The organism is Vibrio minamisatsumaniensis (assembly GCF_050337445.1).
Classification (GTDB): Bacteria; Pseudomonadota; Gammaproteobacteria; order Enterobacterales; family Vibrionaceae; genus Vibrio; species Vibrio artabrorum.
On record NZ_JAKJSY010000011.1, the window covers coordinates 49,495 to 75,748 of the forward strand.

A 26,254-nucleotide genomic window follows, 5' to 3' on the forward strand; every position below is an offset into this window, starting at 1 on the left:
GAATAAGTATGGCGATTAAGCAAATTCTGTTCGCAAGTCTATTAGCCACCAGTGTGGCTGCGAATGGAGCACAAAACTTTGTGGTTAAAGACATTAAAATCGAAGGTTTACAGCGTGTTGCACTTGGTGCTGCTCTACTTAAAATGCCAGTTCGTATTGGCGACGAAGTAGATCAAGGCGATGTCTCTGAGATCATTCGTGCACTGTATGCTTCAGGTAATTTTGAAGACGTTAAAGTGCTTCGTGATGAAGGTGTTCTCGTTATTCAAGTGAAAGAGAGACCCACTATTGCCAGTATTTCCTTCTCAGGTAACAAGGCGATCAAAGAGGAGCAACTTCAACAGAACCTAGATGCATCTGGTGTTCGTGAAGGGGAAGCGCTTGATCGAACAACCTTAAGTAACATCGAGAAAGGTCTTGAAGACTTCTACTACAGCGTTGGTAAATATAACGCGACAGTAAAAGCCGTTGTTACGCCTTTGCCGCGTAATCGTGCAGACCTTAAGTTTGTGTTTACTGAAGGGGTATCCGCGAAGATTCAGCAAATTAACTTTATCGGTAACAAAGTTTTTTCTGATGCTGAATTATTGAGTCGTTTCAACTTGAACGCGAATGTCGCATGGTGGAATTTTCTTGCAGATGAAAAATATCAGAAGCAAGTACTGGCCGGCGATATCGAAGCGCTAAAATCTTACTACCTTGACCGTGGTTACCTGAAATTTAAGGTTGATTCTACGCATGTAGCGATTTCTCCCGACAAGAAAGGGGTTTATATCACTCTTGGTCTTGATGAAGGTGAAGCCTATACCGTTAAAGAGGTCAAATTCCGTGGTGATCTGATAGGGCGTGAAGCGGATTTTGCAGCCTTAGTACCTTTTGAGGATGGCGATATTTATAACGGTTCTTCCGTGACATCATTGGAAGAGAACGTAAAACGAATTCTTGGTGAGTCCGGTTATGCTTACCCGCAGGTTCGTACTATCCCAGAGTTTAATGATGAGACGAAAGAAGTTTCATTAGTGATCAACGTAGAAGCGGGTAGCCGTATCTATGTTCGTGATATTCGTTTTACAGGGAATAACTCGACCAAAGATGAAGTGTTACGACGTGAGATGCGTCAGATGGAAGGCAGTTGGCTTAACTCGAAATCGATTGATACCGGTAAGAGCCGTCTTAACCGTTTAGGTTACTTCGAAACGGTAGATGTACAAACGGTACGGGTTCCTGGTACTGAAGACCAAGTTGATTTGGTTTACAACGTAAAAGAAGCGAACTCAGGCAGTATTAACTTCGGTGTCGGCTACGGCACGGAATCTGGTATTAGTTTCCAAGTTGGTCTGCAACAAGATAACTTTGCTGGTACTGGTAATCGTGTTGGCGTTAGTGCCATGATGAACGATTACCAAAAAAACTTGAGCTTAGACTACCGTGACCCATACTGGAACCTTGATGGTGTCAGTTTAGGTGGGAAGATATTTTATAACGAATTCGAAGCCTCTGAGGCGGGTATTGTTGATTATAATAACCAAAGTTATGGCACCAGCCTAACATGGGGTTTCCCAGTCGACGAGCTTAATCGCATCGAGTTTGGTGTTGGTTATACGCACAACAAGATCGGTAACGTACCAACTTATGTCCAAGTTGAACAGTTCACGAGAAGTATTAACCAATATGGAAACGAAAACATCTTAACGGATGATTTCGATATCAATATCTCGTGGACTCGTAATAATCTTAACCGTGGTTTCTTCCCAACAGAGGGGAACCATCAACGTGCTTTTGCCAAAATGACAGTACCAGGTTCGGATGTTAAGTACTTTAAATTGCAGTACGATGTAAAACATTACATACCGCTGACCAAAAAGCATGAGTTCACTCTATTGATGCGTGGCCGATTAGGCTATGGTAATGGTTACGGTAAAACAGATGGTAACGACAACTTGTTCCCATTCTATGAAAACTACTATGCGGGTGGCTTCACTACGCTGCGTGGTTTTGGCTCTAACTCGGCAGGTCCAAAAGCGGTTTACGGCAGTAGCTCCGGTAATAACCCTACCTACAGCTCTGCAACCGATGATTCGGTTGGTGGTAACGCGGTGGCTTTGGCTAGTATAGAGTTAATCGTACCTACGCCGTTTGCTTCAGATGAAGTACGAAGTCAGATCCGAACCAGTGTCTTCTTTGATATGGCCAGTGTATGGGATACAGAATTCGTAGATCGTGGTAGGCCTAATAGTGGTGGCCAATATTACTACGATTACTCTGATCCAACCAATTACCGTTCATCTTATGGTGCTGCTCTTCAGTGGATGTCACCGATGGGCCCACTGGTTTTCTCTTTAGCGAAACCAGTTAAAATTTACGAAGGTGATGATGAGGAATTCTTCACATTTACCATTGGTAGAACTTTCTAATATTTAAAGGACAATATTTTGAAAAATATGATTAAAGCTGCGGGTTTAGGCCTTGTAGTTCTTAGCTCTTCTTTCTTTGCAACAGCGGCTGAAGCTGCGCAAAAAGTGGGTTTTGTAAACACTGCACAAGTATTCCAGGCTCTACCTCAGCGCGAAGTTGTTCTTCAAAAAATGCAGGAAGAATTCAAAGATAAAGCGGCCGAGCTGCAGAGCATTCAAGCCGAAGCGAAAACGAAGATTGAAAAACTTAAGCGTGATGGCGAACTGCTAGGCCCTGACGAAGTTGAGAAGCTTCGCATTGAAGTTGGCCAATTAGACAGTAAGTACAAAATCAAAGCTCAAGCATTAGAAAAAGCCAGTCAACGTCGTGAAGCACAAGAGAAGCAAAAACTATTCAAAGTGATTCAAGATGCTGTCACTAAAGTTGCAGAGAAAGAAGGCTACGACATGATTATTGATACTCAAGCTCTGCAATACGGCAAGCCTGAGTACAACATCTCTGAGCAAGTAATTAAATCACTGAAATAAGTTATATGAAGAACCTGACTTTAGCCGAATTGGCAACGATTACCGGAGGGGAGTTACATGGAGACGGTGCCATCACTGTCTCAGTTGTTGCTCCTATGGATAAAGCGCAAGAAGGGAGCATTACGTTCCTTTCGAACACGAAGTACAGCAAGCTTCTAAGTGACTGTAAAGCATCTGCTATTATGGTTAAAGAGAGTGAGCGTGAACTGTGTAAAACCAATGTGATTGTGGTCAGCGACCCTTACGTGGCTTTTGCTAAAGTTGCTCAAGCGCTTGATACAACGCCTGCCCCTGCGGCGGAGATTGCTGATTCTGCTTCAATTTCAGGCGACGCAACCATTGGGCAAAATGTGTCCATTGGTGCAAATGCTGTGATTGAATCTGGTGTGGTACTGGGTGATGATGTGATCATCGGTGCTGGCTGTTTTATTGGTAAAAACGCGAAAGTTGGCGCTGGTACTAAGCTATGGGCTAACGTAAGTGTTTACCATGACGTTGTGATTGGTGAAGCATGCTTGATTCAATCAAGCACGGTTATTGGTTCTGATGGCTTTGGTTATGCGAACGAGAAAGGCGAATGGGTTAAGATTCCGCAAGTCGGTTCCGTTCGCATTGGTAACCGAGTTGAAATCGGCGCGTGTACCAGCATTGACCGCGGTGCATTAGATGACACGATCATTGAAGACAACGTTATCCTAGATAATCAGCTTCAGATTGCTCACAATGTTCACATCGGATATGGTTCAGCCCTTGCGGGTGGTACTATTGTGGCTGGCAGCACAACGATAGGTAAGTACTGTATTATTGGTGGTGGCTGTGTGATTAATGGTCACATTGAAATCATTGACGGCGTTACGATCACCGGTATGGGGATGGTAATGCGCAGCATCACTGAGAAAGGCATGTACTCTTCGGGTATTCCTTTACAGCCAAATAAAGATTGGCGTAAAACAGCAGCGCGTGTTCATCGTATTGATGAAATGAACAAGCGTTTGAAATCCGTTGAAAAACTTATCGAGAAGAGCGTGGAATCATAATTCCAGCATTTCTAATAAAAGGCTCGCGTATAGCGAGTCTTTTTCGTTTATAATCCTTTTAATTAAATAAAGAATATACATAGGAATACGACTTTGACTACTGAACAGACAACGATGAACATTACTGAAATTCAGGAACTATTACCTCATCGCTACCCATTCTTAATGGTTGATCGTGTGACTAGCTTTGAAAAAGAAAAAACACTGACCGCAATTAAGAATGTCTCTGTTAACGAACCTCAGTTCACAGGCCACTTCCCTCAGCTTCCGGTATTCCCGGGCGTGTTGATCTTAGAAGCAATGGCACAAGCAACAGGCCTTCTAGCGTTCAAATCTTTCGGTGCGCCTTCTGGTAATGAGCTGTACTACTTTGCCAGTATCGACAAAGCAAAATTCCGTAAGCCGGTGGTACCTGGTGACCAACTGGTTATTGACGTTGAATTCTTAAAAGAGCGTCGTGGTATCGCATCGTTCAACGGTGTTGCAAAAGTTGACGGCGTGGTTGTATGTTCGGCTGAACTTAAATGTGCTCGCAGAGAGTTTTAATATGATCCATGAAACAGCGAAAATTCACCCGGCAGCCGTCATCGAAGGTGATGTCACTGTCGGTGCTAACGTGACGGTTGGGCCTTTCACTTACATTGCTGGTAACGTGACAATTGGTGACGACACCGAAGTGATGTCGCATGTGGTGATCAAAGGTCACACAACCATTGGCAAACAAAACCGTATCTTCCCACACGCTGTTATTGGTGAAGAAAACCAAGACAAGAAATACGGCGGTGAAGAGACGACGGTTGTGATCGGTGATCGCAACGTGATCCGTGAAGCTGTTCAAATTCACCGCGGCACGGTACAAGACAAAGCAACCACTGTGATTGGTGATGACAATTTACTTTGTGTTAATGCTCACGTAGCGCATGATGTTATTGTTGGTAACCACACTCACATTGGTAACAACGCTATTCTTGGTGGTCACGTAACGGTGGGCGATTACGCGGGTGTTATGGCTCTTTCTGCCGTTCACCCATTCTGCTCAATTGGTGCTTACGCTTATATTGGTGGCTGTTCTGCGGTTGTTCAAGATGTACTGCCGTACGTGCTTGCACAGGGTAACCATGCTGCTCCATTCGGTCTTAACTTAGTAGGCTTGAAGCGTAACGGATTTGAGAAACCAGAAATTCGTGCATTACAGAAAGCGTACAAAGAGTTATACCGTTCAGGTAAAACACTTGAAGAAGCGAAAGCAGCTTTAGTTGAAATGGCGAAAGAGTTTACTTCGATAGCCCCTATGCTAGAAATGCTAGAGAGCTCTGAACGCGGTATTATTCGTTAATACTTGATGTGGTTATGTACCAATCAACGTGAGTATGGCAATAATTATTTCGTCAGAATGGTATAACAAAAAGATCGCTACTTATTAGGCGATCTTTTTTGCTTTAAGCAACAAGGAAAAACTATGGCACAGCAAGATACACAAACCAATAGCTCGAACTTTGTTTCGAATGAACCACTGCGTGTGGGTATTGTTGTTGGAGAACTGTCAGGCGATACGCTGGGTGAAGGCTTTATCAAAGCGATCAAATCACAATACCCGAATGCTGAGTTCGTTGGCATTGGCGGCCCGAAAATGAAAGCTCTGGGTTGTGAGTCTCTTTTCGAAATGGAAGAGTTGGCCGTGATGGGCTTAGTTGAAGTGCTTGGCCGTTTACCTCGCTTGTTAAAAGTAAAAGCAGAGCTGGTTAAGCATTTCACTCAAAACCCACCCGATGTGTTTGTCGGTATCGATGCGCCCGATTTTAATCTAAGGCTTGAGTTAGACCTTAAGAACGCTGGAATCAAAACGGTACATTACGTGAGCCCTTCCGTATGGGCTTGGCGTCCAAAGCGTATCTTTAAAATCGATAAAGCAACCGACTTGGTCTTGGCTTTCTTGCCGTTCGAAAAAGCGTTCTACGATAAATATAACGTTGCTTGTGAGTTTGTTGGTCACACGTTAGCAGATGCATTGCCTTTGGAACCGAGTAAACGAGACGCTCGAGAACGGCTGGGCTTAGACCAAGATAAGCCTTGGTTCGCCGTATTACCGGGCAGTCGTGGTGGTGAGATGGGTTTGATTGCTCAACCCTTTATCGAAACTTGCCAGCGTGTTAAGCAGAAGTACCCTGATATCAACTTTGTTGTTGCGCTGGTCAATGAACAGCGAAAAAAACAGTTTATCGAGATCTGGCAATCGACGGCTCCTGAGCTTGAATTCACGTTAGTTGAAGATACGGCAACCAATGTGATTACCGCGGCTGATTCTGTGCTTTTGGCTTCAGGTACCGTGGCGCTTGAATGTATGTTACTTAAGCGTCCGATGGTCGTCGGCTACAAGGTCAACAAGCTCACTGGCTATATCGTGAAGAAATTGTCGATCACAGAATTTGTGTCGCTACCGAATATCCTCGCGGGTGAAGAGATCGTGAAAGAGCATATTCTTGAAGAGTGCCACCCAGACTTTTTGTTCCCGTCTGTCGATAAAATGCTATCAGCCGATAACAGTGCCTTGATCGAACGCTTTACCGAGATGCATCACTGGATCCGTAAAGATGCTGATAAACAGGCGGCTAACGCGGTGTTGAAATTGATTGGCCGACCTTTTGTTGAAGCATAAAGCGCTTACTTACCGAACATGAAGAGATGAGTTATGGCAGTAAAAGAGAAAAAAGAGCTTCCTCCTTTTGAGTACCCGCAAGGCTACCAGCTGTTTGCGGGCGTGGATGAAGTCGGACGTGGTCCTTTGGTTGGTGATGTTGTGACGGCTGCGGTTATCCTCGATCCGAAGAAGCCAATTGAAGGCTTAAACGATTCAAAAAAGCTGTCAGAGAAGAAGCGCCTAGCACTGCTTCCTGAAATCAAAGAGAAAGCACTGGCTTGGTCGGTTGGCCGTTGTTCTCCTCAAGAGATAGATGAGCTCAATATTCTTCAAGCGACCATGGTGGCAATGCAGCGAGCTATCGCAGGTTTGAGCGTTCAACCTGATATGGCGTTGATAGATGGAAACCGTGTTCCGGAGTTACCCATGGATGGGTTGGCTATTGTGAAAGGTGACTTGCGAGTGGCTGAAATCAGTGCCGCGTCTATTATCGCTAAAGTCGTTCGTGACCAAGAGATGGAAGAGCTTGATAAACTTCATCCAGAGTTTGGTTTCGCTCAACATAAAGGTTACCCAACCAAAGCACATTTCGAAGCGATTGAAAAACACGGCGTAACCGAGCATTACCGCAAAAGTTTCAAACCCGTGAAACGTATATTAGGTATCGATTAAAGCGTATCGATGACAACTTAATAGGGTTAGAGCGTCCTATCGAAATCGGCTTCATACTGATTAGAATATCATGGTGATTGAAGCGAGGTCGCGAATAAAGTTGCTTAGTTGCGGTAGAAAAAAATAGAATACATCCAGTTGTAATCCTAGGCTTAGGTCTAGAACTCAGGAAAAATAATGTCAGATCCAAAATTTGTTCACCTCCGCGTACACAGTGACTTTTCAATGGTCGATGGCCTGTCCAAGGTACCGCCATTAGTTAAAAAAGTTGCAGAGATGGGTATGCCCGCTTTAGCACTGACCGACTTTACTAACCTATGCGGCTTGGTGAAGTTTTACGGTAATGCCCATGGCTGCGGGATTAAACCAATCATTGGTGCTGACTTCTTGATGCAGTCTCCAGAATTCGGTGACGAGTTGACTAAGCTCACTGTTCTCGCAATGGACAATAAAGGTTACAACAATCTAACATTATTGATTTCAAAGGCTTACCTTCGTGGCCATGTTCAACATCAGCCTGTTATTGATAAAGAGTGGCTAATTGAGAATGCAGACGGTCTGATTATTCTGTCGGGTGCCAAAGAAGGTGGGGTGGGTAAGGCGTTGCTGAAAGGCAACCGTGAGTTGGTTGCCAATAGTGTTGAGTTTTACAAAACACACTTTCCAGATCGTTTTTATTTAGAGCTGATTCGCACGGGTCGTCCTGATGAAGAGTCTTATCTCCACTTCGCGTTAGAGCTTGCTGAGCAGCAAGATCTGCCTGTTGTCGCAACCAATGAAGTGGTTTTCCTAACCGAAGATCTTTTCGATGCTCATGAGATCCGAGTGGCGATTCACGACGGTTTCACGATGGTCGATCCGCGTCGACCGAAAAATTACAGCCCTCAACAGTATCTGCGCAGTGAAGAAGAGATGTGTGAGTTGTTCTCTGATATCCCTGAAGCACTGGAAAACAGTGTTGAGATCGCCAAGCGTTGTAATGTAACCGTTCGTTTGGGTGAATACTTCTTGCCTAACTTCCCAACCGAAGGTCTGGCGATCGAAGACTATTTGATTAAAAAATCAGAAGAAGGGCTTGAGCGCCGTTTGGCGTTTCTATTCCCGGATGAGAAAGTTCACGCTGAACGCCGACCTGAATACGATGAGCGCCTGAAAATCGAGCTAGAAGTTATCAATAACATGGGGTTCCCCGGTTACTTCTTGATCGTCATGGAGTTCATCCAGTGGTCCAAAGATAACGATGTGCCAGTAGGCCCAGGGCGTGGTTCTGGTGCGGGTTCATTAGTGGCATACGCATTGGATATCACCGATCTTGACCCACTTGAATATGATCTACTTTTCGAACGTTTCTTGAACCCAGAACGTGTATCCATGCCCGATTTCGATATCGACTTTTGTATGGATAAACGTGACCAAGTCATTGATCACGTTGCGGAGATGTACGGTCGTGATGCCGTTTCTCAGATCATCACTTTTGGTACCATGGCGGCAAAAGCGGTTATTCGCGACGTAGGGCGTGTGTTAGGTCACCCATTTGGCTTTGTTGATCGTATTTCTAAGCTGGTACCGCCCGATCCGGGTATGACACTAGAAAAAGCGTTCCTTGCCGAGCCTGCATTGCAAGAGCTTTACGATGGCGATGAAGAAGTCCGTGAGCTGATTGATAAATGTCGAATTCTAGAAGGCTGTACTCGCAACGCCGGTAAACATGCGGGTGGCGTTGTTATCTCACCGACCACGATCACCGATTTTGCGCCAATTTATGCTGATGCAGAAGGCAACTTTCCGGTCACGCAATTCGACAAGAATGATGTAGAAACCGCTGGCTTGGTTAAGTTTGACTTCTTGGGGCTGCGTACCCTGACGATCATTGACTGGGCGCTAGGCTTAGTCAACCCGCGTTTGGCAAAAGAGGGCAAACCGCCGGTTCGGATTGAATCGATTCCTCTGGACGATCAAGCGTCGTTTAATTTATTACAAAACTCTGAAACGACCGCAGTATTCCAATTGGAATCACGCGGTATGAAAGACTTGATCAAACGTCTCCAACCCGACTGTTTTGAAGATATTATCGCATTGGTAGCCTTGTTCCGTCCGGGCCCTCTGCAATCAGGCATGGTAGATAACTTTATCGACCGTAAGCACGGAAGAGAGGCGGTATCTTACCCTGATGAAACGTGGCAGCACGAATCGCTTAAAGAGACGCTAGAACCGACGTATGGCATCATCCTGTATCAAGAGCAGGTAATGCAAATCGCTCAGATCCTTGCAGGGTATACGCTTGGCGGAGCGGATATGTTACGTCGTGCGATGGGTAAGAAAAAGCCAGAAGAGATGGCAAAACAGCGCGGCACCTTTAAAGAAGGTGCAGAAGCCAACGGTGTTGATGGCGAACTGTCCATGAAGATCTTTGACTTGGTAGAGAAGTTTGCGGGCTACGGTTTTAACAAATCTCACTCGGCGGCCTACGCACTGGTTTCTTATCAAACGCTGTGGCTAAAAACTCACTACCCTGCGGAGTTTATGGCAGCGGTAATGACCGCAGATATGGATAACACCGAAAAGGTTATTGGCCTTGTTGATGAATGTTTCCGCATGAAGCTTAAATTGCTGCCTCCTGATATTAATTCTGGTTTATACCGCTTTAATGTGGATGAAGATGGCGCGATTGTTTATGGTATCGGAGCCATTAAAGGGGTTGGTGAAGGGCCCATTGAAGCGATCATTGAAGCGCGGAATAAAGGCGGCTACTTTAAAGACTTGTTCGACTTCTGTGCGCGACTTGATCTGAAAAAAGTGAACAAGCGTGTTATCGAAAAGTTGATTCTGTCCGGAGCTTTAGATAGATTAGGCCCTCACCGAGCAGCGATGATGGCCTCATTGAAAGATGCGGTTAAGGCGGCGAGCCAACATCACCATGCTGAATCTTTCGGCCAATCGGATATGTTTGGTGTGTTGACTGATGCTCCGGAAGAGGTTGAACATAAATACACCCAAGTGCCCAAGTGGCCGGAAAAGGTTTGGCTTGAAGGGGAACGTGAAACGCTGGGCTTGTATTTAACGGGTCACCCGATTAATGCTTACATCAATGAATTGGCAAAATACACCAGCTGTCGTTTAAAAGATGCCACACCAACGCGTCGCGATCAGTCATTAACGATTGCAGGCTTGGTCATTGCTGCCAGAGTGATGACGACTAAGCGCGGAACACGAATTGGTTTGATGACCCTCGACGACCGATCGGGTCGTATGGAAGTGATGTTGTTCTCAGATGCACTCGATCGCTATGCCGAATTGCTTGAAAAAGACAAAATAGTGGTCGTTTCTGGACAGGTCAGCTTTGATGATTTCAATGGTGGGCTTAAAATGTCCGCGCGCGAGGTCATGGACTTAGGAAGCGCCCGTGAAAAATATGCTCGTGGGGTATCGATATCCATCGAACAATCCCAAATTAATGGTCAATTTTTTGAACGCTTTAGTCAAATCATAGAACCTTATAGAGCCGGAACGGTCCCAGTCAATGTATACTACCAGCGTGCCGACGCTAGAGCGCGGTTAACATTGGGCACAGAATGGCGCGTAACGCCAAGTGATACATTACTCGATGAATTAAAACAGCTGCTTGGAAATAGCCAAGTAGAACTCGAATTTAACTAAAATTTAGCTACGCAAATGTGGAGCTGAATAAACAAGGATTCATAGATGAGCCTGAACTTTCTAGAATTTGAAAAGCCTATCGCTGAACTTGAAGCAAAAATCGAAGCGCTACGTGACGTTTCTCGTCACGGTGGTGACGCTGCGGTAGATCTAGACAAAGAAATCGAACAACTAGAGAAAAAAAGCTTAGAGCTTAAACAGAAAATCTTTAGTGACCTAGGTGCATGGCAGGTAGCTCAACTTGCTCGTCATCCTCAACGTCCTTACACCAAAGATTACCTGGAGCATGCCTTCACCGAGTTTGAAGAGATGGCGGGCGATCGTGCTTACGCGGATGATAAAGCTATTGTGGGTGGTATGGCTCGTCTAAATGGCCGCCCTGTTATGGTTATTGGTCATCAGAAAGGTCGCGAGACGAAAGAGAAAGTGCTCCGTAACTTTGGGATGCCAAAGCCTGAAGGTTACCGTAAGGCGTTACGCTTAATGGAAACTGCTGAGCGTTTCAACATGCCAATCATTACTTTCATCGATACGGCGGGTGCATACCCAGGTGTGGGTGCTGAAGAACGTGGTCAATCTGAAGCGATTGCTAAAAACTTAAAAGTGATGGCTGGCCTTTCAGTTCCTGTGATCTGTAACGTTGTTGGTGAAGGTGGTTCTGGTGGTGCACTAGCGATCGGTGTTGGTGACTATGTGAATATGCTTCAGTACTCTACGTACTCAGTTATTTCTCCTGAAGGTTGTGCTTCAATCCTTTGGCGTGATTCAGATAAAGCGCCGCAAGCTGCTGAAGCGATGGGTCTAGTCGCTCCTCGTCTTAAAGAGCTTGAGCTTATCGATGAAATCATTCCGGAGCCGCTAGGTGGCGCACACCGCGATCCAGTACAAACCGCTCAGAACATGAAAGATATGCTCGTTAAACAGCTAGAAGAGTTAGAGCAGTTTGACAACGATGCTCTTCTTGAGCGTCGTTATCAGCGTCTAATGAGTTACGGCTACTGCTGATCAGCGTGCTTTAATGCAAGGTAGACTCAAGTAACAATATGATGAAAGGGTTGGACTCAGTGCCAACCCTTTTTTATTATTAAAACATTCCCCTTTCACACACTATCTCTTGGTTTATTGGCCTCATGACGCACTTAATCGATACTTTCACATCTGTACTTCACCAAAGCGTGCTCAAGCCTTGTCGGTTGATTGTCGCTTTCAGTGGTGGTGTCGATTCACGAGTTTTGTTGGAATTGGCTACCGAATACGCGAAATCCAATCACATTGATTGCTGTGCGGTACACGTCCATCATGGTCTTAGCCAAAATGCCAATCTCTGGGCAGAGCAGTGCCAAACATGGTGTGAGGCGTTGTCAGTCCCCTTGTTCATTGAACGAGTCTCGTTAGATACCAACAGTGGAGAGAGCATTGAAAAGCTAGCCCGAGATGCTAGGTACCAAGTTTTCAAACAACATATTAGGCCAGGGGATGTTCTCATTACCGGTCAACACATTGATGACCAACTGGAGACCTTTTTATTGGCATTAAAGCGTGGCAGTGGTCCTAAAGGCCTCTCTTCTATGGCGAAAGTTATGCCGTTTGGAGATGCTTTTTTGGTTCGCCCACTGCTGTCAGTCACTCGCACTCTGATTGAATCCACAGCTTTAGGCATGGGGTTAACTTGGGTGGAAGATGAGAGCAATCAAGATCTGCGTTTTGACCGGAACTTTATTCGTCATCAGGTTGCTCCCGCTCTGATTGAGCGTTGGCCGAGTTTCCGAGCGTCGGTCAGTCGCAGCGCTCAGCTATGTGCAGAGCAAGAGTTACTGTTGGATGAGTTATTAGAGTCTCACTTTCAGCAAGCGCTAGGGGATTGCACGATGCAGAGTTTGAGTATTGAGGCGCTCTCTCAACATTCTGATTTGTTGCGATCTCGATTACTCAGAATGTGGTTCAGCTCTTGTCATCAACCAATGCCGAGCCAAAAGCAGCTCAAACTTCTATGGGATGAGGTGGCATGTGCTCAGGCCGACGCCAATCCTAAGCTGGTGTTGAATGATGTCGAGGTCCGACGTTTTAATCACCAGCTCTATTTAGTGAAACAGGCCACAGACTTGTCGAGCTGGCAAAGTGGTATCTCAATGGATCAGAGTTTAGTTCTGCCTGATGGTTTAGGGGAGCTACACTTAAATTCAGTGGCGAGTGAAGGAGTATCACACCATGGTGATAGGCAATATTTTAGTCTCAACAAAACTAGCGGGTCACTGCGTGTGATCTTTAACCCTGAAGGATTGTCGGCACACCCTGTAGGGCGGGGCCACAGTCGAAAGCTCAAGAAGCTCTTTCAAGAGTACCAAGTGCCAAGTTGGCTAAGACGTAGAACGCCAATATTAATGGATGATGAGCGAGTGATCGCAGTTTTAGGCTTATTCGTAGATAAAAACTACGAAGGTCAAGATTGTGAAGCACTGTGGAGCAAGTAAAAAAAGTTTGTGTCACAATTAAACGTCATACTAATAAAAATCATGAATGGAATATGAAATGRATAAAATTACACTAGGATTAGTTCTTGGGCTTGGACTATTGAGTGGTAACGCTTTGGCGGGGGATGTGGTTGCCGGTCAGGCTAAAGCCGCGATCTGTGCGGCGTGTCATGGTGCTGATGGTATCGCGATGATACCAGGTTATCCAAACCTGAAAGGACAAAACGAACAATACATCGTTTCATCAATCAACGCGTACAAAAATCAGCAACGTAGTGGCGGCTTAGCTGCTGTAATGCAGGTTCAAGCTTCAATGCTGAGTGACGAAGATATCGCGAATCTAGCCGCTTATTACGCAAACCTTAAGTAAAACCTTCTCAAAGCGCTGATTAAACAATATGATAAGTTTCAAGCCAGCGTTTTAAAGCGCTGGCTTTTTTCATTGAATGTTTATAACAGCTAACCGATAATAAGTTATTCACACAGTTTAAGGGATGAACATGAAAAAGATTGAAGCCATTATCAAGCCATTCAAACTTGATGATGTACGTGAAGCACTTGCAGAAGTGGGTATTACGGGTATGACAGTATCTGAAGTTAAAGGCTTTGGACGTCAAAAAGGTCATACTGAGCTATACCGAGGCGCAGAGTACATGGTCGACTTTTTACCTAAAGTGAAATTGGAAATCGTTGTGACCGACGAAGTGGCCGATCAATGTATTGACACCATTATCGAAACGGCACAAACCGGTAAAATTGGTGACGGTAAGATCTTTATTACTAACGTTGAACGTGTGGTCCGTATTCGTACCGGCGAAGAAGACGAAGACGCCGTATAAAAATTATTGCCTTAAAAAGAGCGTTTATCGCTCCTTTTTTATTTCTGGTAGAGTGCTGTATGTTTAAGAAAATCATCATTGTTATCGCAGTTTTGATAACACTTGCTGTTGTTAGTTTTCATATTATCTTTGTGATCCCGAATAAACCCAACCTGATCACTTTTTCTCATAATGCCAGCAATGATATTTATAGTTGCTATCAGAACCCAGCGCCGAAAGCGATTGATGTGTCCGACGGATTAAGCCTTGCCGTGTGGAATATCTACAAGCAAAACCGCAGCCATTGGCAGAGTGAGTTGGATAAACTGTCGACAGGAAAAGATTTAGTCTTACTGCAAGAAGCAAGCATGACACAAGAACTTCGCCAATGGATGACAAGTGGTCAGTGGGAAAGTACTCATGTGAATGCGTTTGAAGCCTTTGAAGAAAGTGCTGGTGTACTTAACTTAGCGACCCATTCACCGATCGAAGCTTGTGCTTATACACATGAAGAACCTTGGCTGCGACTGCCTAAATCCGCACTATGGTCTCGTTACCAGCTGAGCAATGGAGAAGTACTGGCGGTCATCAATATTCATGCGGTGAACTTTACCTTTGGTACACAAGATTATGAAGAACAGCTTGAGAGCTTAACCAACAATCTGCAAAAGTACCGTGGTCCAGTTATCTTTGCTGGGGATTTCAATAGTTGGAGTGAAGCTCGGTTTGCGGTATTGAAAGAGGCGTTGGAAAAGGTTGGTTTGACAGAAGTCGCTTTTGCACCTGATAACCGAACACAGTTTATAACAGGGTTGATGCTCGACCATGTGTTTTATCGAGGATTAGATCTAGAAAAAGCAAAAACGCCCATTACGGACGCTTCTGATCATAACCCAATGCTAGTGACATTTCAGGCTCAATAGTCAGAAGCTATTCGATGCTCGTACGCTAGTGACTGTCGATAAAGAAGGCGAGTGAATTCTCACTCACCTTCTTTATTCTGTCTAGAAGATCAAAATATAGAGTGCCCAGATGAGGTAATAGCCAATCCATGGTAAGCCTGAGATCACAAGCGCTTGCCCGCGTTCAAACTCAGTCCACGTTAATACCGCGGCATAACCGAGCACGATGTACCATGGTAATAGCAGTGGTAACGAGCTGGCAAACTGCGACCAATCATTGGTTAATGGTAACTTAATTAAGCCGTTTAAGCTGTTGAGATCAGCGGCATAGTTCATTACCTGTCCGTGTTTGAGTATTAGGCTTGCATAGCTTGCAATGTCACCTAACACTGCCGGAAACATGACAACCGATGAGGCCGCAAACCATCGCCAGAAATTATGCTTATGTTGGCTTGGTTTGGTTGCTAGGTTAAACCAAAATGCCAATAGAACGATGCTGAGCGTACGACTCAGTACATCGTTGATGATTTCACTTGCGAGCAAAGTATTGCTGTCAAGTAACGCCAATTGGTCAGGATTTGTTTGAGCCAGTTGTTTCGATAATTCCGCACTTAACCATGCAAAATCGACATTTGAAAAATAGGCGCCCCAAAATAAGAATGGACTAAGCATTAATACGACGTAGGGTTGCCATCCCCAAGCACTTCGTTGATACAGTGCTAAAAAGCATGATGTTGGTGATCGAAAAATATCCAACAGCATGACGAGAGGGTTACTTGACGGGTTCATACACTTACCTTAGTTACATCAACATACAGCTTCAGTTTTTGTCCGGGCTGTAGGTATTTATGGTTCTGTAAAGTATTCCATTTTACAACATCTGCACTTTTTACTTTGAACTTTGCTGCAATATCGCTGATGGTGTCACCAGATCTTACGCTATAGAAGATCGTACGTATGATCGCACCATCTGAACCGTTCTTCCAGATGACCAGTTTTTGGCCAACATGCAGTGTGTCGCGAGGTCCTATTCCATTCCACTTTGCCAATGATTGGTGAGAGACTTTGTTTGCACGAGCGATCGTCCATAAGCTGTCACCACTTTTTACGACATGGCTTAGCTTATATTGACCACGACTCTTTGATTGCGTATTTGCTAGGCGGTTTGAAGCGCTTAGCGCGTAAGCTTTGTCATCTTTGGTGGAAGTTGGGATGAGCAGGTATTGACCAATGCGAATATTGTTGTTGCTTAAACCGTTTGCCGAGCGAATCACTTTGCTGGTGGTGTTATATTTGCTTGCTAATACACTGATGCTGTCACCGGACTGAATCTTGTAACGTACTAACTTCATTCCCTTGCCTTTATTGGCAGCGACTTGTTTATTGAATTTATCAATTGTGTTTGAAGGAAGTAATAGACGTTGGTGTTTCTTGGGTGCCGTTGCCCATTGATTATAAGCGGGGTTATAGCTTTGTAACTCTTTCACTGAAATACCGGCGTAGTTCGCGGCAATTGCTAGATCAAGCTGTTCTTCAGGGTCAACGAGAGTCAAGACTGGTTTGTTAGGAATGGCAGGGATTTCAATGCCATATTTGTCTTGGTTGGCTATTACATCAGCCAGTGCCAGCAGTTTAGGTACATAGCTGCTGGTCTCTTTTGGCAAGTCCAGAGAGAAGAAGTCGATGGGCTTACCCAGCTTCTTATTCTTGCGGATTGCGCTGTTCACTCGACCGCCACCACTGTTGTAGGCTGCAATCGCATGGCTCCAATTGCCATCAAAGCGTCGGTTGAGATCGGATAGGAAGTCGAGTGCTGCATCGGTTGACGCCGTCACATCACGACGACCGTCATACCAGAAATCCTGCTCTAGCCCATACGCTTTACCTGTCCCTGAAATAAATTGCCATAGACCAGCCGCGCTGCCGTGAGAGTATGCGAACACATCAAATGAGCTTTCAACAACGGGTAACAGTGCCAATTCTAGAGGGAGACCTCTTTCTTCAATCTTTGTTGTGATCAAATAGAGGAAAGGTTCAGCACGTTTTGATACGGTTTTTAAATGACTCGGGTGCTTTAGATACCAAGTTCGGTAGTAATCGACTTTCTTTTGGTCGGGTACTTCCATTTTAAGTTGCATCCCAATACGTTTCCAAACATCTTCTTGTGTTTGTGGGGTAACGATAGGAACTTCAACTTTTGGTTGTTCTTTGGCTTCTAGTGAAGCGTTAGTTTTAGAAACTTCTTTAGTAGGAGATGTGTTGGTTTGCTCGGGAGCTTGGTCTGGTTTCTCTGACTGAGTTAATTGGCAACCAGAAAGTAGTAATACCAAAGCCCAGCTGTACTTAACTCGCATGTTACAGCCTTTTTAATAAACGGTCGCTGATAATACTTGCCTCTCCCTATGAGTGACAAGCTTGTATTTGTTAAAATTCATTCTTCCACACACGCAAAGCAGTAAAGATAGATAAAGGATCGGTCTGCTCAGTACGATTAGACACTGATTTTACTACACTTGGTTCGGTATAACGCAAGAAAGGGTTAATAAATTTCTCTTGTCTCAAATTCGTGGGTAAGGTCGGCTTATTTTGAGCGCGGAGTCGGTTCACTTGATCTCGATATTGGCGAAGCTGTTGGTTATCAGGCTCAACGGCCAGTGCAAAAGCGATATTGGCAGCGGTATACTCGTGCGCACAGTAGACTTCTGTTTCTTGAGGGAGTGCGGTGATTTTATTAAGTGCATCAAACATTTGTTGTGGTGTGCCTTCCATGATCCGGCCGCAACCCGCAGAAAACAATACATCGCCACAAAATAGTTTCGCGTCCCCCACATAGCCTACATGACCGGCGGTGTGTCCACTAAGCCCTAGGACTAAAAACACTTCACCGAACAGTTCTAATTGGTCGCCATCGTCGACAGGATGAGTCAGAGTCGGTATTGGCTCGTTCTTTGGACCCACCACATCAACACCTGGGTGTTGTCTTACCAACTCGGGAACACCCCCAATATGATCATGGTGGTGGTGTGTAATCAAGATTGCATCTAAAGTTAGCTCATGATGTGCTAAGTATTCTAATACTGGAGCGGCATCACCAGGGTCGACGACAGCACAACGGCGATCGCTATTTTCAATCAGCCAGATGTAATTGTCGTTAAATGCAGGTATGCTTTTGATATGTAACATTATTGGATCTCCAGTCACTTTTTAGTGAGACAGATTAAGTGAGATAGATTATTGATGAAGCCAGCACGTAGCAGAAAGCAGTTTGAGCGTCCTTACACTTGGGCACAGTTGCACAATGGGAACTGGTTGAGAGAATCAATTCAAACTCGACTTGATGAGTGGTGCCCAAAACTATTTGGTTACCATATGCTCAAGCTCGGAGGCCTCAGTTGTGAGATTTCTAGCTGCACATGTAACATTCAACATCAAGTAAACCTAGATATCCAGAACCCATTACATAATGTGATCGCGGATGGTTATAATTTGCCCTTTCTAGAGAAAAGTTTTGATGTTGTGGTGCTTAGCCATCAATTAGACTATAGCAATGACCCGCATAGGTTATTGAGAGAAGTCGACCGAGTCATGATAGACGATGGTTATATGATTATCACGGGTTTTAATCCTGTTAGTGTTACTGGACTTGCCAGTTTACTGCCTTGGCGAAGAAACGCTTTGCCTTGGAGTGGGCGTATGTATACACCAAATCGAGTAAAAGATTGGTTAGGTGTACTGAATTATGAAGTGATTCATTGTGATACTTATGCGCTGGTCCCAATGAGTAAATACCAAGCGATTTGGACATGGTTAGAGAACAGTTTAGGTGGATGTGCATCTTTTGCTGGAAGTCAGTATTTTATTGTTGCTCGTAAGCGAACTTACCCACTCAAACCGATTAAGCCTCATTGGCATCTTAAACGACGTTTTTCACCGGTTGGCGCTAGCTTTAGAACCGACAGTCGTTGCTTGGTCCATTCCAAGAAAACAACATACCCTTTAAAAACCGAAAAAGCCGACTAGGGTCGGCTTCTCATTTTGGTCTCTGGTTAAGGCCGTGTCATCTCATTTTAAAAAGATCGTTAGCTCGGTTGGTAGCCGGTATCTGCTTGAGTGGGGTTTTCAGCTGCAGTTCTTGCAAGCTCATCACACATCTCATTTTCTCTGTGCCCTGCATGTCCTTTTACCCAGCGCCAATCAACATTATGGCGCGCGGTTTCTTTATCCAACCTTTGCCAAAGGTCGGCGTTTTTCACCGGTTTCTTATCGGCTGTTTTCCAGTCGCGTTTTTTCCAGTTGTGGATCCACTGTGTGATGCCTTGACGCACGTATTGGCTATCGGTTGTCAGAATCACAGAGCAAGGTTCTTTAAGAGTTTGCAGTGCGATCACGGCGGCAAGCATTTCCATTCGATTGTTGGTTGTTAGGGTGAAGCCTCCGGATAGCGTCTTCTCGACTTTTTTGTAGCGGAGGACAATCCCGTAGCCGCCAGGACCGGGGTTGCCTAAACAAGAACCATCAGTGAAAATTTCAACTTGTTTCGTCATGATTTGATACTATTACCTCAAGCACATTATCGGCATAGTCTGACACAGTTATCCTTATGAATACCAGCAGAACTCCAGAACAACGCTCTAGCGAGCAAACTCGTGCGAACGAAAAAAACAGTTCGCGCGAAAATAAGCGCATCATCGTACTCGATACCGAAACTACCGGTATGAATACTGAAGGTGGCCCTCACTATATGGGTCATCGTATTGTTGAAATTGGTGCTGTAGAAATCATCAACCGTAGGCTGACTGGGCGTCACTTCCACGTCTACATCAAGCCCGATCGTGCGATTCAAGAAGAAGCCATTGGCGTTCACGGTATTACCGATGAATTCTTGGTGGATAAACCGGAATACCAAGAGATCCACGACGAATTTCTTGATTTTATTAAAGGCGCAGAGTTAGTGGCCCATAACGCCCCCTTCGATACGGGCTTTATGGATTATGAGTTTGAAAAACTCAACCCTGCCATTGGTAAAACAGAGGATTACTGTAACGTTACCGATACCTTGGCGATGGCGAAAAAGATATTTCCGGGGAAAAGAAATAACCTAGATATATTATGTGAACGTTATGGTATCGATAATTCACATCGTACCCTCCACGGTGCATTGCTCGATGCGGAGATCCTAGCTGACGTCTACCTATTGATGACGGGGGGACAAACTTCGCTGCAATTTAACGCTGATCAAAAGGAAGGTGAAGCCGAGAGTATACGAAGAGTAGAAAGTGGTCGGAAACCCCTAAAGGTTTTACGAGCTACGGCCGATGAAGTAGAGGCGCATCAACGTCGTTTAGATCTCGTCGAGAACAGCGGAAGCTGCCTTTGGCGTTTGTAGGGAGAAAGTATGTTTAGGGTATTGGCTACCGGTTACTTATTGCTGCTAAGCTTTGGCTTACATGCGGCGACAGAGTCCGTAATGAGTTTGTTGGACAACCGATTTCGAGTAGACCCCAGTATTGATCAAGTTACTTTTGTGATTTATCGAACCGATAACTCTAAACCTGTCGTATTGGTTCGTCCCGACGGTAAAAAATATTACTCTAGTCGCAATGCCGATAATGTTCGTTGGTATCAAGAATCGTCGATGGACATTATCTCTATCGACAAGCCGATGCCTGGTCCTTGGCAAGCGGTAGGCGAAGTTTCACCTAAAAACCATATTAAGCTCTTGTCTCACCTTGTTTTAGACGCCGATGAGTTTCCTAATAAGTTGTATCAAACGGAGCAGATTAAGTTTACCGCTCGTTTGACTTCGGATGGTAAACCTCTGGTACTGCGTGATTTTCTAGACCGCGTGAAACTCAAGGTGACGTTTACCAAGTTTGTCGAAAATGAAGCTTCTTTAGTGAAAGAAGCGCGCCCAGTGCCTGTTGTGTTAGGCGAGTTTGCCGATGACGGTGCCGGTTTTGACGAACAAGCTGGAGATGGCGTGTTTACGGTGTCGTTACCGATTGATGTGGAACCGGGTAAGTACCGAGTTCGTATTACTTCGGGTAATGGTGTTTTTTTGAGGGCGCAAGAACAACAAGTCTTAGTGTACCCAACCCCAATCACAGCTACTTTTGTTCAGTCTCGTAAAGCGGGAACTCCTCATACTATTGTTGTCTCTGGCGAGCATGGCATGATCGCGCCGAATTCTTTGGCTGTTCATGTTGAACATCAAGCCCCTGATGAGTATGTGACGTACATCCAAGGTCAACCGGAAGACGATGCGCTACAAGTGTCTTTAGTGGCGCCTTACACTGGTGAATTGGGTGATTATAACTGGTCGGCAATGGTCTATGCCACGGATGCATCAAGCCAGCGTCCACTGATTTTTCCGATAACAGAACAATCGTACAGTGTTGTTGAAGATCTTGATTTAGCTGAGTCTCGCCGCCTTCAAGAAGAAGCTCTAGCAGAACAGAAGCGTATTGCCGCTGAATTGAGAATTCTTCAGGAGCGTGAGCATGAAAGACTGCGCAGTATCATCATTATTGTTGTCGGCAATGTTACCGCGATTGTATTGGGTTTATTAATCTGGTTTGTGATTCGTAAAGTAAAAGCCAAGAAACAAGCGCAACCTGAGATGCAGCTTAATGCGCCAAAGTAGGTTTTAAAGGTTATGGATGTGTCACGGTGCTAACGCATCAACAGCATGAATGTCTGCGCGATTCGCTTAGCTGCTAACAAAAAAGGGACTCATGAGAGTCCCTTTGGTTTTTCTGCGACCTGTCTAACTTTGGTTTTGACTATCGATGTTAGGCTACGTTATCAATCGATTGGTCTGGGTACTGCGACTTTGCTGCAAGCTCCTCTGGTGAGAAGTCATCCACGTTAATCGTATACAGTCTATGCTCCTCAGCACTAATCAGAAGGTTTGCCTCTTCTTGCGTTAAGATACCTTTTTCAAGTCCCAATTGAGCGATAAGATCAAGTCGTAAGAAGGCACGTTTTTGATGCGTCTCTTTACAGACTTTTTCGAATAGTGGTTCTGCTTGAAGAATCACTTCGAGTGCTTTTTCAATCTTGCCGACAGGGTTGTATTCGGTGGCTTCTAAGTATTGACCGCGGCCGATACGTGAACGTGTTTCACTCGGTGTTTGAATAATGTGTGCGACTTGGCTATCCAGTTTGTCGTTGGGGGCACGACGGATGCGGCCAAATGGCATAAGCACAACACGAAGCAGGCGACCAATCACGGGATTAGGGAAGTTGGCTAAGAATTCATCAATCGCCACTTCAGTCTGACGTAAGCTATCTTGCATACCCCAATGGACTAACGGTAGATCTTCAGCGTGGCTGCCTTCGCTTTCAAAGCGCTTCAACGTTGCTGAACCTAAATACAGTTGGCTCAGGATATCGCCCAGTCTTGCTGATAGACGTTCTCTGCGTTTCAATGAACCACCCAACACGGCCATCGAGATGTCAGAAAGCAGTGCGAGGTTAGCACTGTATCGGTTGAGCTGTTGGTAGTAACGCTGCGTTTGCTGATCGCTTTTATTTGATGATGTTGGTGCATCTGATCCCCGACCATCAGTGATACCGAACCACAAGCTGCGAACTAGGTTGCTCAAAGTAAAGCTAACGTGTCCTGCTAACGCTGCATCAAACTTATCAAGCGCATCACTGCTTTCAGAGTAAGCGGCTTCCATTTCGTTAAGTACATAAGGGTGACAACGAATCGCACCTTGACCATAGATGATCATTGAACGAGTTAGGATGTTTGCGCCTTCAACCGTAATCGCGATAGGCGAACCTTGGTAGCCACGAGCGAGGAAGTTCGAAGGACCCAAACAAATGCCTTTACCGCCGACGATATCCATAGCGTCGATGATGCTGCGTTGGCCACGGTGGGTACAGTGGTACTTAACGATGGCAGAGATAACCGAAGGCTTTTCGCCAAGGTCGATACCCGCAACGGTTAGGTTACTTGCAGCGTCCATTACATAAGCGTTACCAGCTAAGCGGGCAAGTGGCTCTTCAACCCCTTCCATACGACCAATCGGTTGTTTGAACTGGCGACGAATACGCGCATAAGCACCGGTTGCCAGCGCAGCCGATTTAATGCCTCCGGTTGAGTTTGAAGGCAGTGTGATACCCCGCCCAACGGACAGGCATTCAACCAACATGCGCCAACCTTGACCTGCCATTTTCTGGCCACCAATGATGAAGTCAATAGGGACGAAGAGATCGTTACCTTGGGTTGGGCCGTTTTGGAACGGAACGTTAAGTGGAAAGTGGCGATTGCCAATCTCAACGCCGGTTAAATCTGTTGGAATTAACGCACAAGTAATACCCAGATCTTGTTTGTCACCCAGTAGACCATCGGGGTCGCGCAGTTTAAAAGCTAAGCCTAATACAGTCGCGACAGGCGCAAGAGTGATATAACGTTTATTCCATGTTAAACGCATACCAAGTACTTCTTCTCCTTGCCATTGCCCTTTACATACTATGCCGTAATCAGGGATAGATCCGGCATCAGAGCCGGCTTCTGGGCTAGTTAAAGCGAAACAAGGGATCTCTTTACCTTCCGCTAAACGGGGTAGGTAATGGTTTCTTTGTTCTTCTGTACCGTAGTGCTGTAATAGTTCACCGGGGCCTAACGAGTTAGGTACACCAACGGTTGATGACAATACACTAGAAACGCCCGTTAGCTTCTGTAAAACTAAAGATTGAGCGTAAGCCGAGAATTCTAAACCACCGTATTTTTTCTTGATGATCATGGCGAAGAATTTATGGTCTTTCAGGTATTGCCATACTTCTGGTGGTAAGTCAGCAAGCTCGTGTGTTACTTGGTAATCATTGACCATTTTACACACTTCATTCACCGGACCATCGAGAAAAGCTTGCTCAGCATTAGAGAGCTTTGGGTCAGCGATGTTCTGAAGTTTCTTCCACTCAGGCTTGCCTTTAAACAGCTCTGCTTCCCACCATACGGTGCCGGCTTCTAACGCTTCTTTTTCGGTTTGAGACATCGCCGGCAGAACTTTCTTAAAGACAGAAAGTGCTTTGTGACTGATTAAGGTCTGACGAACGGTAGGGACTGCAAAAATCGCAACCGTGAGTAGGTAACAGAGCCAACCAGTAACCGCCACGCCATCGAGCAGTGTTAAGGCCACCATCGTGCCAGTTAATACAACTAACGCCCGTATCAGACTAACTCTATGGTAAAGGCAAACACCTAAGATGGCTGTCATGCCGAGTAGGGGGAGCAATATGTTCATGATCGATTTCCTTTTCAGAGATCACTTATTGTTATTAAGTTTAGGTAAGAGGTCTAACCAGTCAAGTGTAAACAGAATATTAAATATTTGTAAAACACCAAGGTGGATAAAAAGTGATCTCAATAGAGTTAAAGTTCTAATTGTGAGAGGTTGGTGGCGAATATTTGGACGGTTCGGTAGTGAGAGGTTAATTAAGGTGGCAATCTTTGGGCTTAAGTATCGACACTATTTCATGTTTGTGGGTAAACTCAGGTAATAGAGGGGGAAACCCTCAGCTCTCATTTACGTACTATAAGTGGCGTAAAAAAATATAAGAGATAAGCCTTATGTACCAAGACCTAATCAAAAGTGAATTGAACGAAGCTGCTGACGTTCTTAACAAATTCTTGAGTGATGACCATAACATCGCTCAAATTGAAGCGGCGGCAAAACTGATTGCTGACTCATTTAAGCAAGAAGGCAAAGTGCTTTCTTGTGGTAATGGTGGTTCGCATTGTGATGCGATGCATTTTGCAGAAGAGCTGACGGGTCGATACCGTGAGAATCGCCCTGGTTATGCCGGCATTGCGATTTCTGACCCTAGTCATTTGTCTTGCGTGAGTAATGATTTTGGCTACGATCACGTATTTTCTCGTTATGTTGAAGCGGTAGGTCGTAAGGGTGACGTGTTGTTCGGTTTGTCGACTTCAGGTAACTCTGCCAATATTCTAAAAGCGATTGAAGCCGCTCAAGCTAAAGGCATGAAAACCATTGCGCTAACCGGTAAAGATGGCGGTAAAATGGCCGGTTGTGCTGACATCGAAATCCGAGTTCCGCATTTTGGTTACGCTGACCGTATTCAAGAGATTCACATTAAGATCATTCACATTGTGATTCAGCTTGTCGAAAAAGAGATGGAATTATAGTTTACAGATATTGGAGCTCAGTTTTGGCTCCATTGGTTTTGATAGGGAGTAGATGAAACCATGTGTGAATTGCTCGGTATGAGCGCGAATGTGCCAACTGATATTTGTTTTAGCTTTACTGGCTTGATGCAGCGTGGAGGCAATACTGGCCCGCATCGCGATGGTTGGGGGATTACCTTCTATGAGGGAAAGGGTTTTCGTACGTTTAAAGATCCTAACCCGAGTTGTGAATCTAAGATCGCTGAGTTGGTTCAAAACTACCCAATTAAAAGCCAAGCTGTTGTCAGTCATATCCGTCAAGCTAACCGTGGTGGTGTTAATCTAGAAAATACACACCCTTTTACCCGTGAGTTGTGGGGGCGGTATTGGACCTTTGCGCACAATGGTCAACTAACGGATTACGATGAGCTGATTAGTGGCCGCTTTAGGCCAGTTGGTGAGACAGACAGTGAGCTCTCTTTCTGTTGGTTGTTGAAACAGTTAGAAGAGCGTTTTCCAGAGCCTCCTCAAGATAAGGAAGGCATGTTTCGCTTTGTGGCTGAGTGTTGTGACAAACTGCGAGAGAAAGGGGTTTTCAACATGCTATTGAGCGATGGTGAGTATGTGATGACGTACTGTACGAACCATTTGTACTGGATAACAAGACGTGCACCTTTTGGTAATGCGAGCCTGATTGATGAAGATGTTGAGATTAATTTCCAAGAAGAGACTACGCCAAATGATGTGGTTACCGTGGTGGCGACTCAACCTCTAACAGCGAATGAAGCGTGGTTTAGAATGAAACCGGGTGAATACGCACTGTTTCATTTTGGTGAGTTAATTGGCAGTAACCACCAAGCATTGGAAGATGTTGCTTATGCACCTAAAAAGGTTGCAAGCCAAGCACCAACTGAGCCATTGAGCTAAACGTTCCGAATAGTATCACTGTTGAACCGAACAAAAGAGAGGCCGCTTA

The 26,254-nt window shown here is 45.1% G+C and carries 23 protein-coding genes; 18 read left to right on the forward strand and 5 right to left on the reverse strand.

Features of this window, described 5'->3' with window-relative positions; translation table 11 throughout:
• Positions 1-8: 8 nt before the first annotated feature.
• The 13 genes from bamA to L4B77_RS02515 all read left to right on the forward strand — a co-directional run bounded on the left by bamA (position 9) and on the right by L4B77_RS02515 (position 15,158).
• Positions 9-2,414, forward strand: coding sequence for an outer membrane protein assembly factor BamA (bamA, locus tag L4B77_RS02455; protein WP_261837879.1), 2,406 nt, complete (start codon positions 9-11; stop codon positions 2,412-2,414).
• Between the two features lie 27 nt (positions 2,415-2,441).
• The gene (locus tag L4B77_RS02460; protein ID WP_261839724.1) at positions 2,442-2,942 is read left to right on the forward strand and encodes an OmpH family outer membrane protein; all 501 of its coding nucleotides are present in this window, start codon (positions 2,442-2,444) and stop codon (positions 2,940-2,942) included.
• 5 nt (positions 2,943-2,947) lie between these two features.
• Positions 2,948-3,979 carry a UDP-3-O-(3-hydroxymyristoyl)glucosamine N-acyltransferase gene (gene lpxD / locus L4B77_RS02465; protein WP_372040224.1) on the forward strand — a complete coding sequence of 344 codons (1,032 nt, stop codon included), beginning with the start codon at positions 2,948-2,950 and terminating at the stop codon, positions 3,977-3,979.
• A gap of 93 nt (positions 3,980-4,072) precedes the next feature.
• On the forward strand, positions 4,073-4,525 hold the full coding sequence (fabZ, locus tag L4B77_RS02470) for a 3-hydroxyacyl-ACP dehydratase FabZ (protein ID WP_261837877.1): 453 nt from the start codon (positions 4,073-4,075) through the stop codon (positions 4,523-4,525).
• Between the two features lies 1 nt (position 4,526).
• Positions 4,527-5,315, forward strand: a complete 789-nt coding sequence (gene lpxA, locus L4B77_RS02475) for an acyl-ACP--UDP-N-acetylglucosamine O-acyltransferase (RefSeq protein ID WP_372093197.1) — start codon at positions 4,527-4,529, stop codon at positions 5,313-5,315.
• Positions 5,316-5,438: 123 nt separating this feature from the next.
• Positions 5,439-6,635: a lipid-A-disaccharide synthase gene (gene lpxB, locus L4B77_RS02480; protein ID WP_429748285.1), complete on the forward strand. Its 1,197-nt coding sequence runs from the start codon at positions 5,439-5,441 to the stop codon at positions 6,633-6,635.
• A 33-nt stretch (positions 6,636-6,668) separates the two neighbouring features.
• The gene (gene rnhB / locus L4B77_RS02485; protein ID WP_261837874.1) at positions 6,669-7,289 is read left to right on the forward strand and encodes a ribonuclease HII; all 621 of its coding nucleotides are present in this window, start codon (positions 6,669-6,671) and stop codon (positions 7,287-7,289) included.
• A 177-nt stretch (positions 7,290-7,466) separates the two neighbouring features.
• On the forward strand, positions 7,467-10,946 hold the full coding sequence (gene dnaE / locus L4B77_RS02490; protein ID WP_429748286.1) for a DNA polymerase III subunit alpha: 3,480 nt from the start codon (positions 7,467-7,469) through the stop codon (positions 10,944-10,946).
• A 45-nt stretch (positions 10,947-10,991) separates the two neighbouring features.
• On the forward strand, positions 10,992-11,951 hold the full coding sequence (accA, locus tag L4B77_RS02495; RefSeq protein WP_261837872.1) for an acetyl-CoA carboxylase carboxyl transferase subunit alpha: 960 nt from the start codon (positions 10,992-10,994) through the stop codon (positions 11,949-11,951).
• Positions 11,952-12,076: 125 nt separating this feature from the next.
• Positions 12,077-13,417, forward strand: coding sequence for a tRNA lysidine(34) synthetase TilS (tilS, locus tag L4B77_RS02500; protein ID WP_429748287.1), 1,341 nt, complete (start codon positions 12,077-12,079; stop codon positions 13,415-13,417).
• Positions 13,418-13,475: 58 nt separating this feature from the next.
• Positions 13,476-13,787, forward strand: a complete 312-nt coding sequence (locus tag L4B77_RS02505; RefSeq protein WP_429748288.1) for a c-type cytochrome — start codon at positions 13,476-13,478, stop codon at positions 13,785-13,787.
• A gap of 130 nt (positions 13,788-13,917) precedes the next feature.
• The gene (gene glnB / locus L4B77_RS02510) at positions 13,918-14,256 is read left to right on the forward strand and encodes a nitrogen regulatory protein P-II (protein WP_261837869.1); all 339 of its coding nucleotides are present in this window, start codon (positions 13,918-13,920) and stop codon (positions 14,254-14,256) included.
• Between the two features lie 59 nt (positions 14,257-14,315).
• Positions 14,316-15,158 (forward strand): endonuclease/exonuclease/phosphatase family protein, encoded by an 843-nt coding sequence (locus L4B77_RS02515; RefSeq protein WP_429748289.1) that lies wholly within the window; start codon positions 14,316-14,318, stop codon positions 15,156-15,158.
• Between the two features lie 81 nt (positions 15,159-15,239).
• On the opposite strand, the gene L4B77_RS02520 is transcribed toward L4B77_RS02515, so the two are convergent.
• The 3 genes from L4B77_RS02520 to gloB all read right to left on the reverse strand — a co-directional run bounded on the left by L4B77_RS02520 (position 15,240) and on the right by gloB (position 18,320).
• Positions 15,240-15,926 (reverse strand): YIP1 family protein, encoded by a 687-nt coding sequence (locus L4B77_RS02520; protein WP_372040230.1) that lies wholly within the window; start codon positions 15,924-15,926, stop codon positions 15,240-15,242.
• A complete protein-coding gene (locus L4B77_RS02525; protein ID WP_429748290.1) occupies positions 15,923-17,491 on the reverse strand; it encodes a LysM peptidoglycan-binding domain-containing protein in 1,569 nt (522 codons plus the stop codon). Before L4B77_RS02525 ends, L4B77_RS02520 begins: the two co-directional genes overlap by 4 nt.
• 70 nt (positions 17,492-17,561) lie before the next feature.
• A complete protein-coding gene (gloB, locus tag L4B77_RS02530; protein WP_261837865.1) occupies positions 17,562-18,320 on the reverse strand; it encodes a hydroxyacylglutathione hydrolase in 759 nt (252 codons plus the stop codon).
• Positions 18,321-18,374: 54 nt separating this feature from the next.
• Between gloB and L4B77_RS02535 the strand changes: the two genes are divergently transcribed.
• Positions 18,375-19,157 carry a class I SAM-dependent methyltransferase gene (locus L4B77_RS02535; RefSeq protein WP_429748291.1) on the forward strand — a complete coding sequence of 261 codons (783 nt, stop codon included), beginning with the start codon at positions 18,375-18,377 and terminating at the stop codon, positions 19,155-19,157.
• Positions 19,158-19,216: 59 nt separating this feature from the next.
• On the opposite strand, the gene rnhA is transcribed toward L4B77_RS02535, so the two are convergent.
• The gene (gene rnhA / locus L4B77_RS02540; protein ID WP_261837863.1) at positions 19,217-19,681 is read right to left on the reverse strand and encodes a ribonuclease HI; all 465 of its coding nucleotides are present in this window, start codon (positions 19,679-19,681) and stop codon (positions 19,217-19,219) included.
• A 56-nt stretch (positions 19,682-19,737) separates the two neighbouring features.
• On the opposite strand from rnhA, the gene dnaQ reads away from it, so the two are divergent.
• Complete coding sequence (gene dnaQ, locus L4B77_RS02545; protein ID WP_429748292.1) at positions 19,738-20,523, forward strand: DNA polymerase III subunit epsilon; 786 nt, start codon at positions 19,738-19,740, stop codon at positions 20,521-20,523.
• Positions 20,524-20,532: 9 nt separating this feature from the next.
• Entirely contained in the window at positions 20,533-21,780 is a 1,248-nt protein-coding gene (locus L4B77_RS02550) for a TIGR03503 family protein (protein WP_261837861.1), read from the forward strand.
• Positions 21,781-21,928: 148 nt separating this feature from the next.
• On the opposite strand, the gene fadE is transcribed toward L4B77_RS02550, so the two are convergent.
• A complete protein-coding gene (gene fadE / locus L4B77_RS02555; RefSeq protein WP_429748293.1) occupies positions 21,929-24,394 on the reverse strand; it encodes an acyl-CoA dehydrogenase FadE in 2,466 nt (821 codons plus the stop codon).
• Positions 24,395-24,720: 326 nt separating this feature from the next.
• Here fadE and lpcA point away from each other — a divergent pair, with 326 nt between their 5' ends.
• Positions 24,721-25,299, forward strand: coding sequence for a D-sedoheptulose 7-phosphate isomerase (gene lpcA, locus L4B77_RS02560; RefSeq protein WP_429748294.1), 579 nt, complete (start codon positions 24,721-24,723; stop codon positions 25,297-25,299).
• A gap of 60 nt (positions 25,300-25,359) precedes the next feature.
• The gene (locus L4B77_RS02565; RefSeq protein ID WP_429748295.1) at positions 25,360-26,205 is read left to right on the forward strand and encodes a class II glutamine amidotransferase; all 846 of its coding nucleotides are present in this window, start codon (positions 25,360-25,362) and stop codon (positions 26,203-26,205) included.
• Positions 26,206-26,254: the final 49 nt, after the last annotated feature.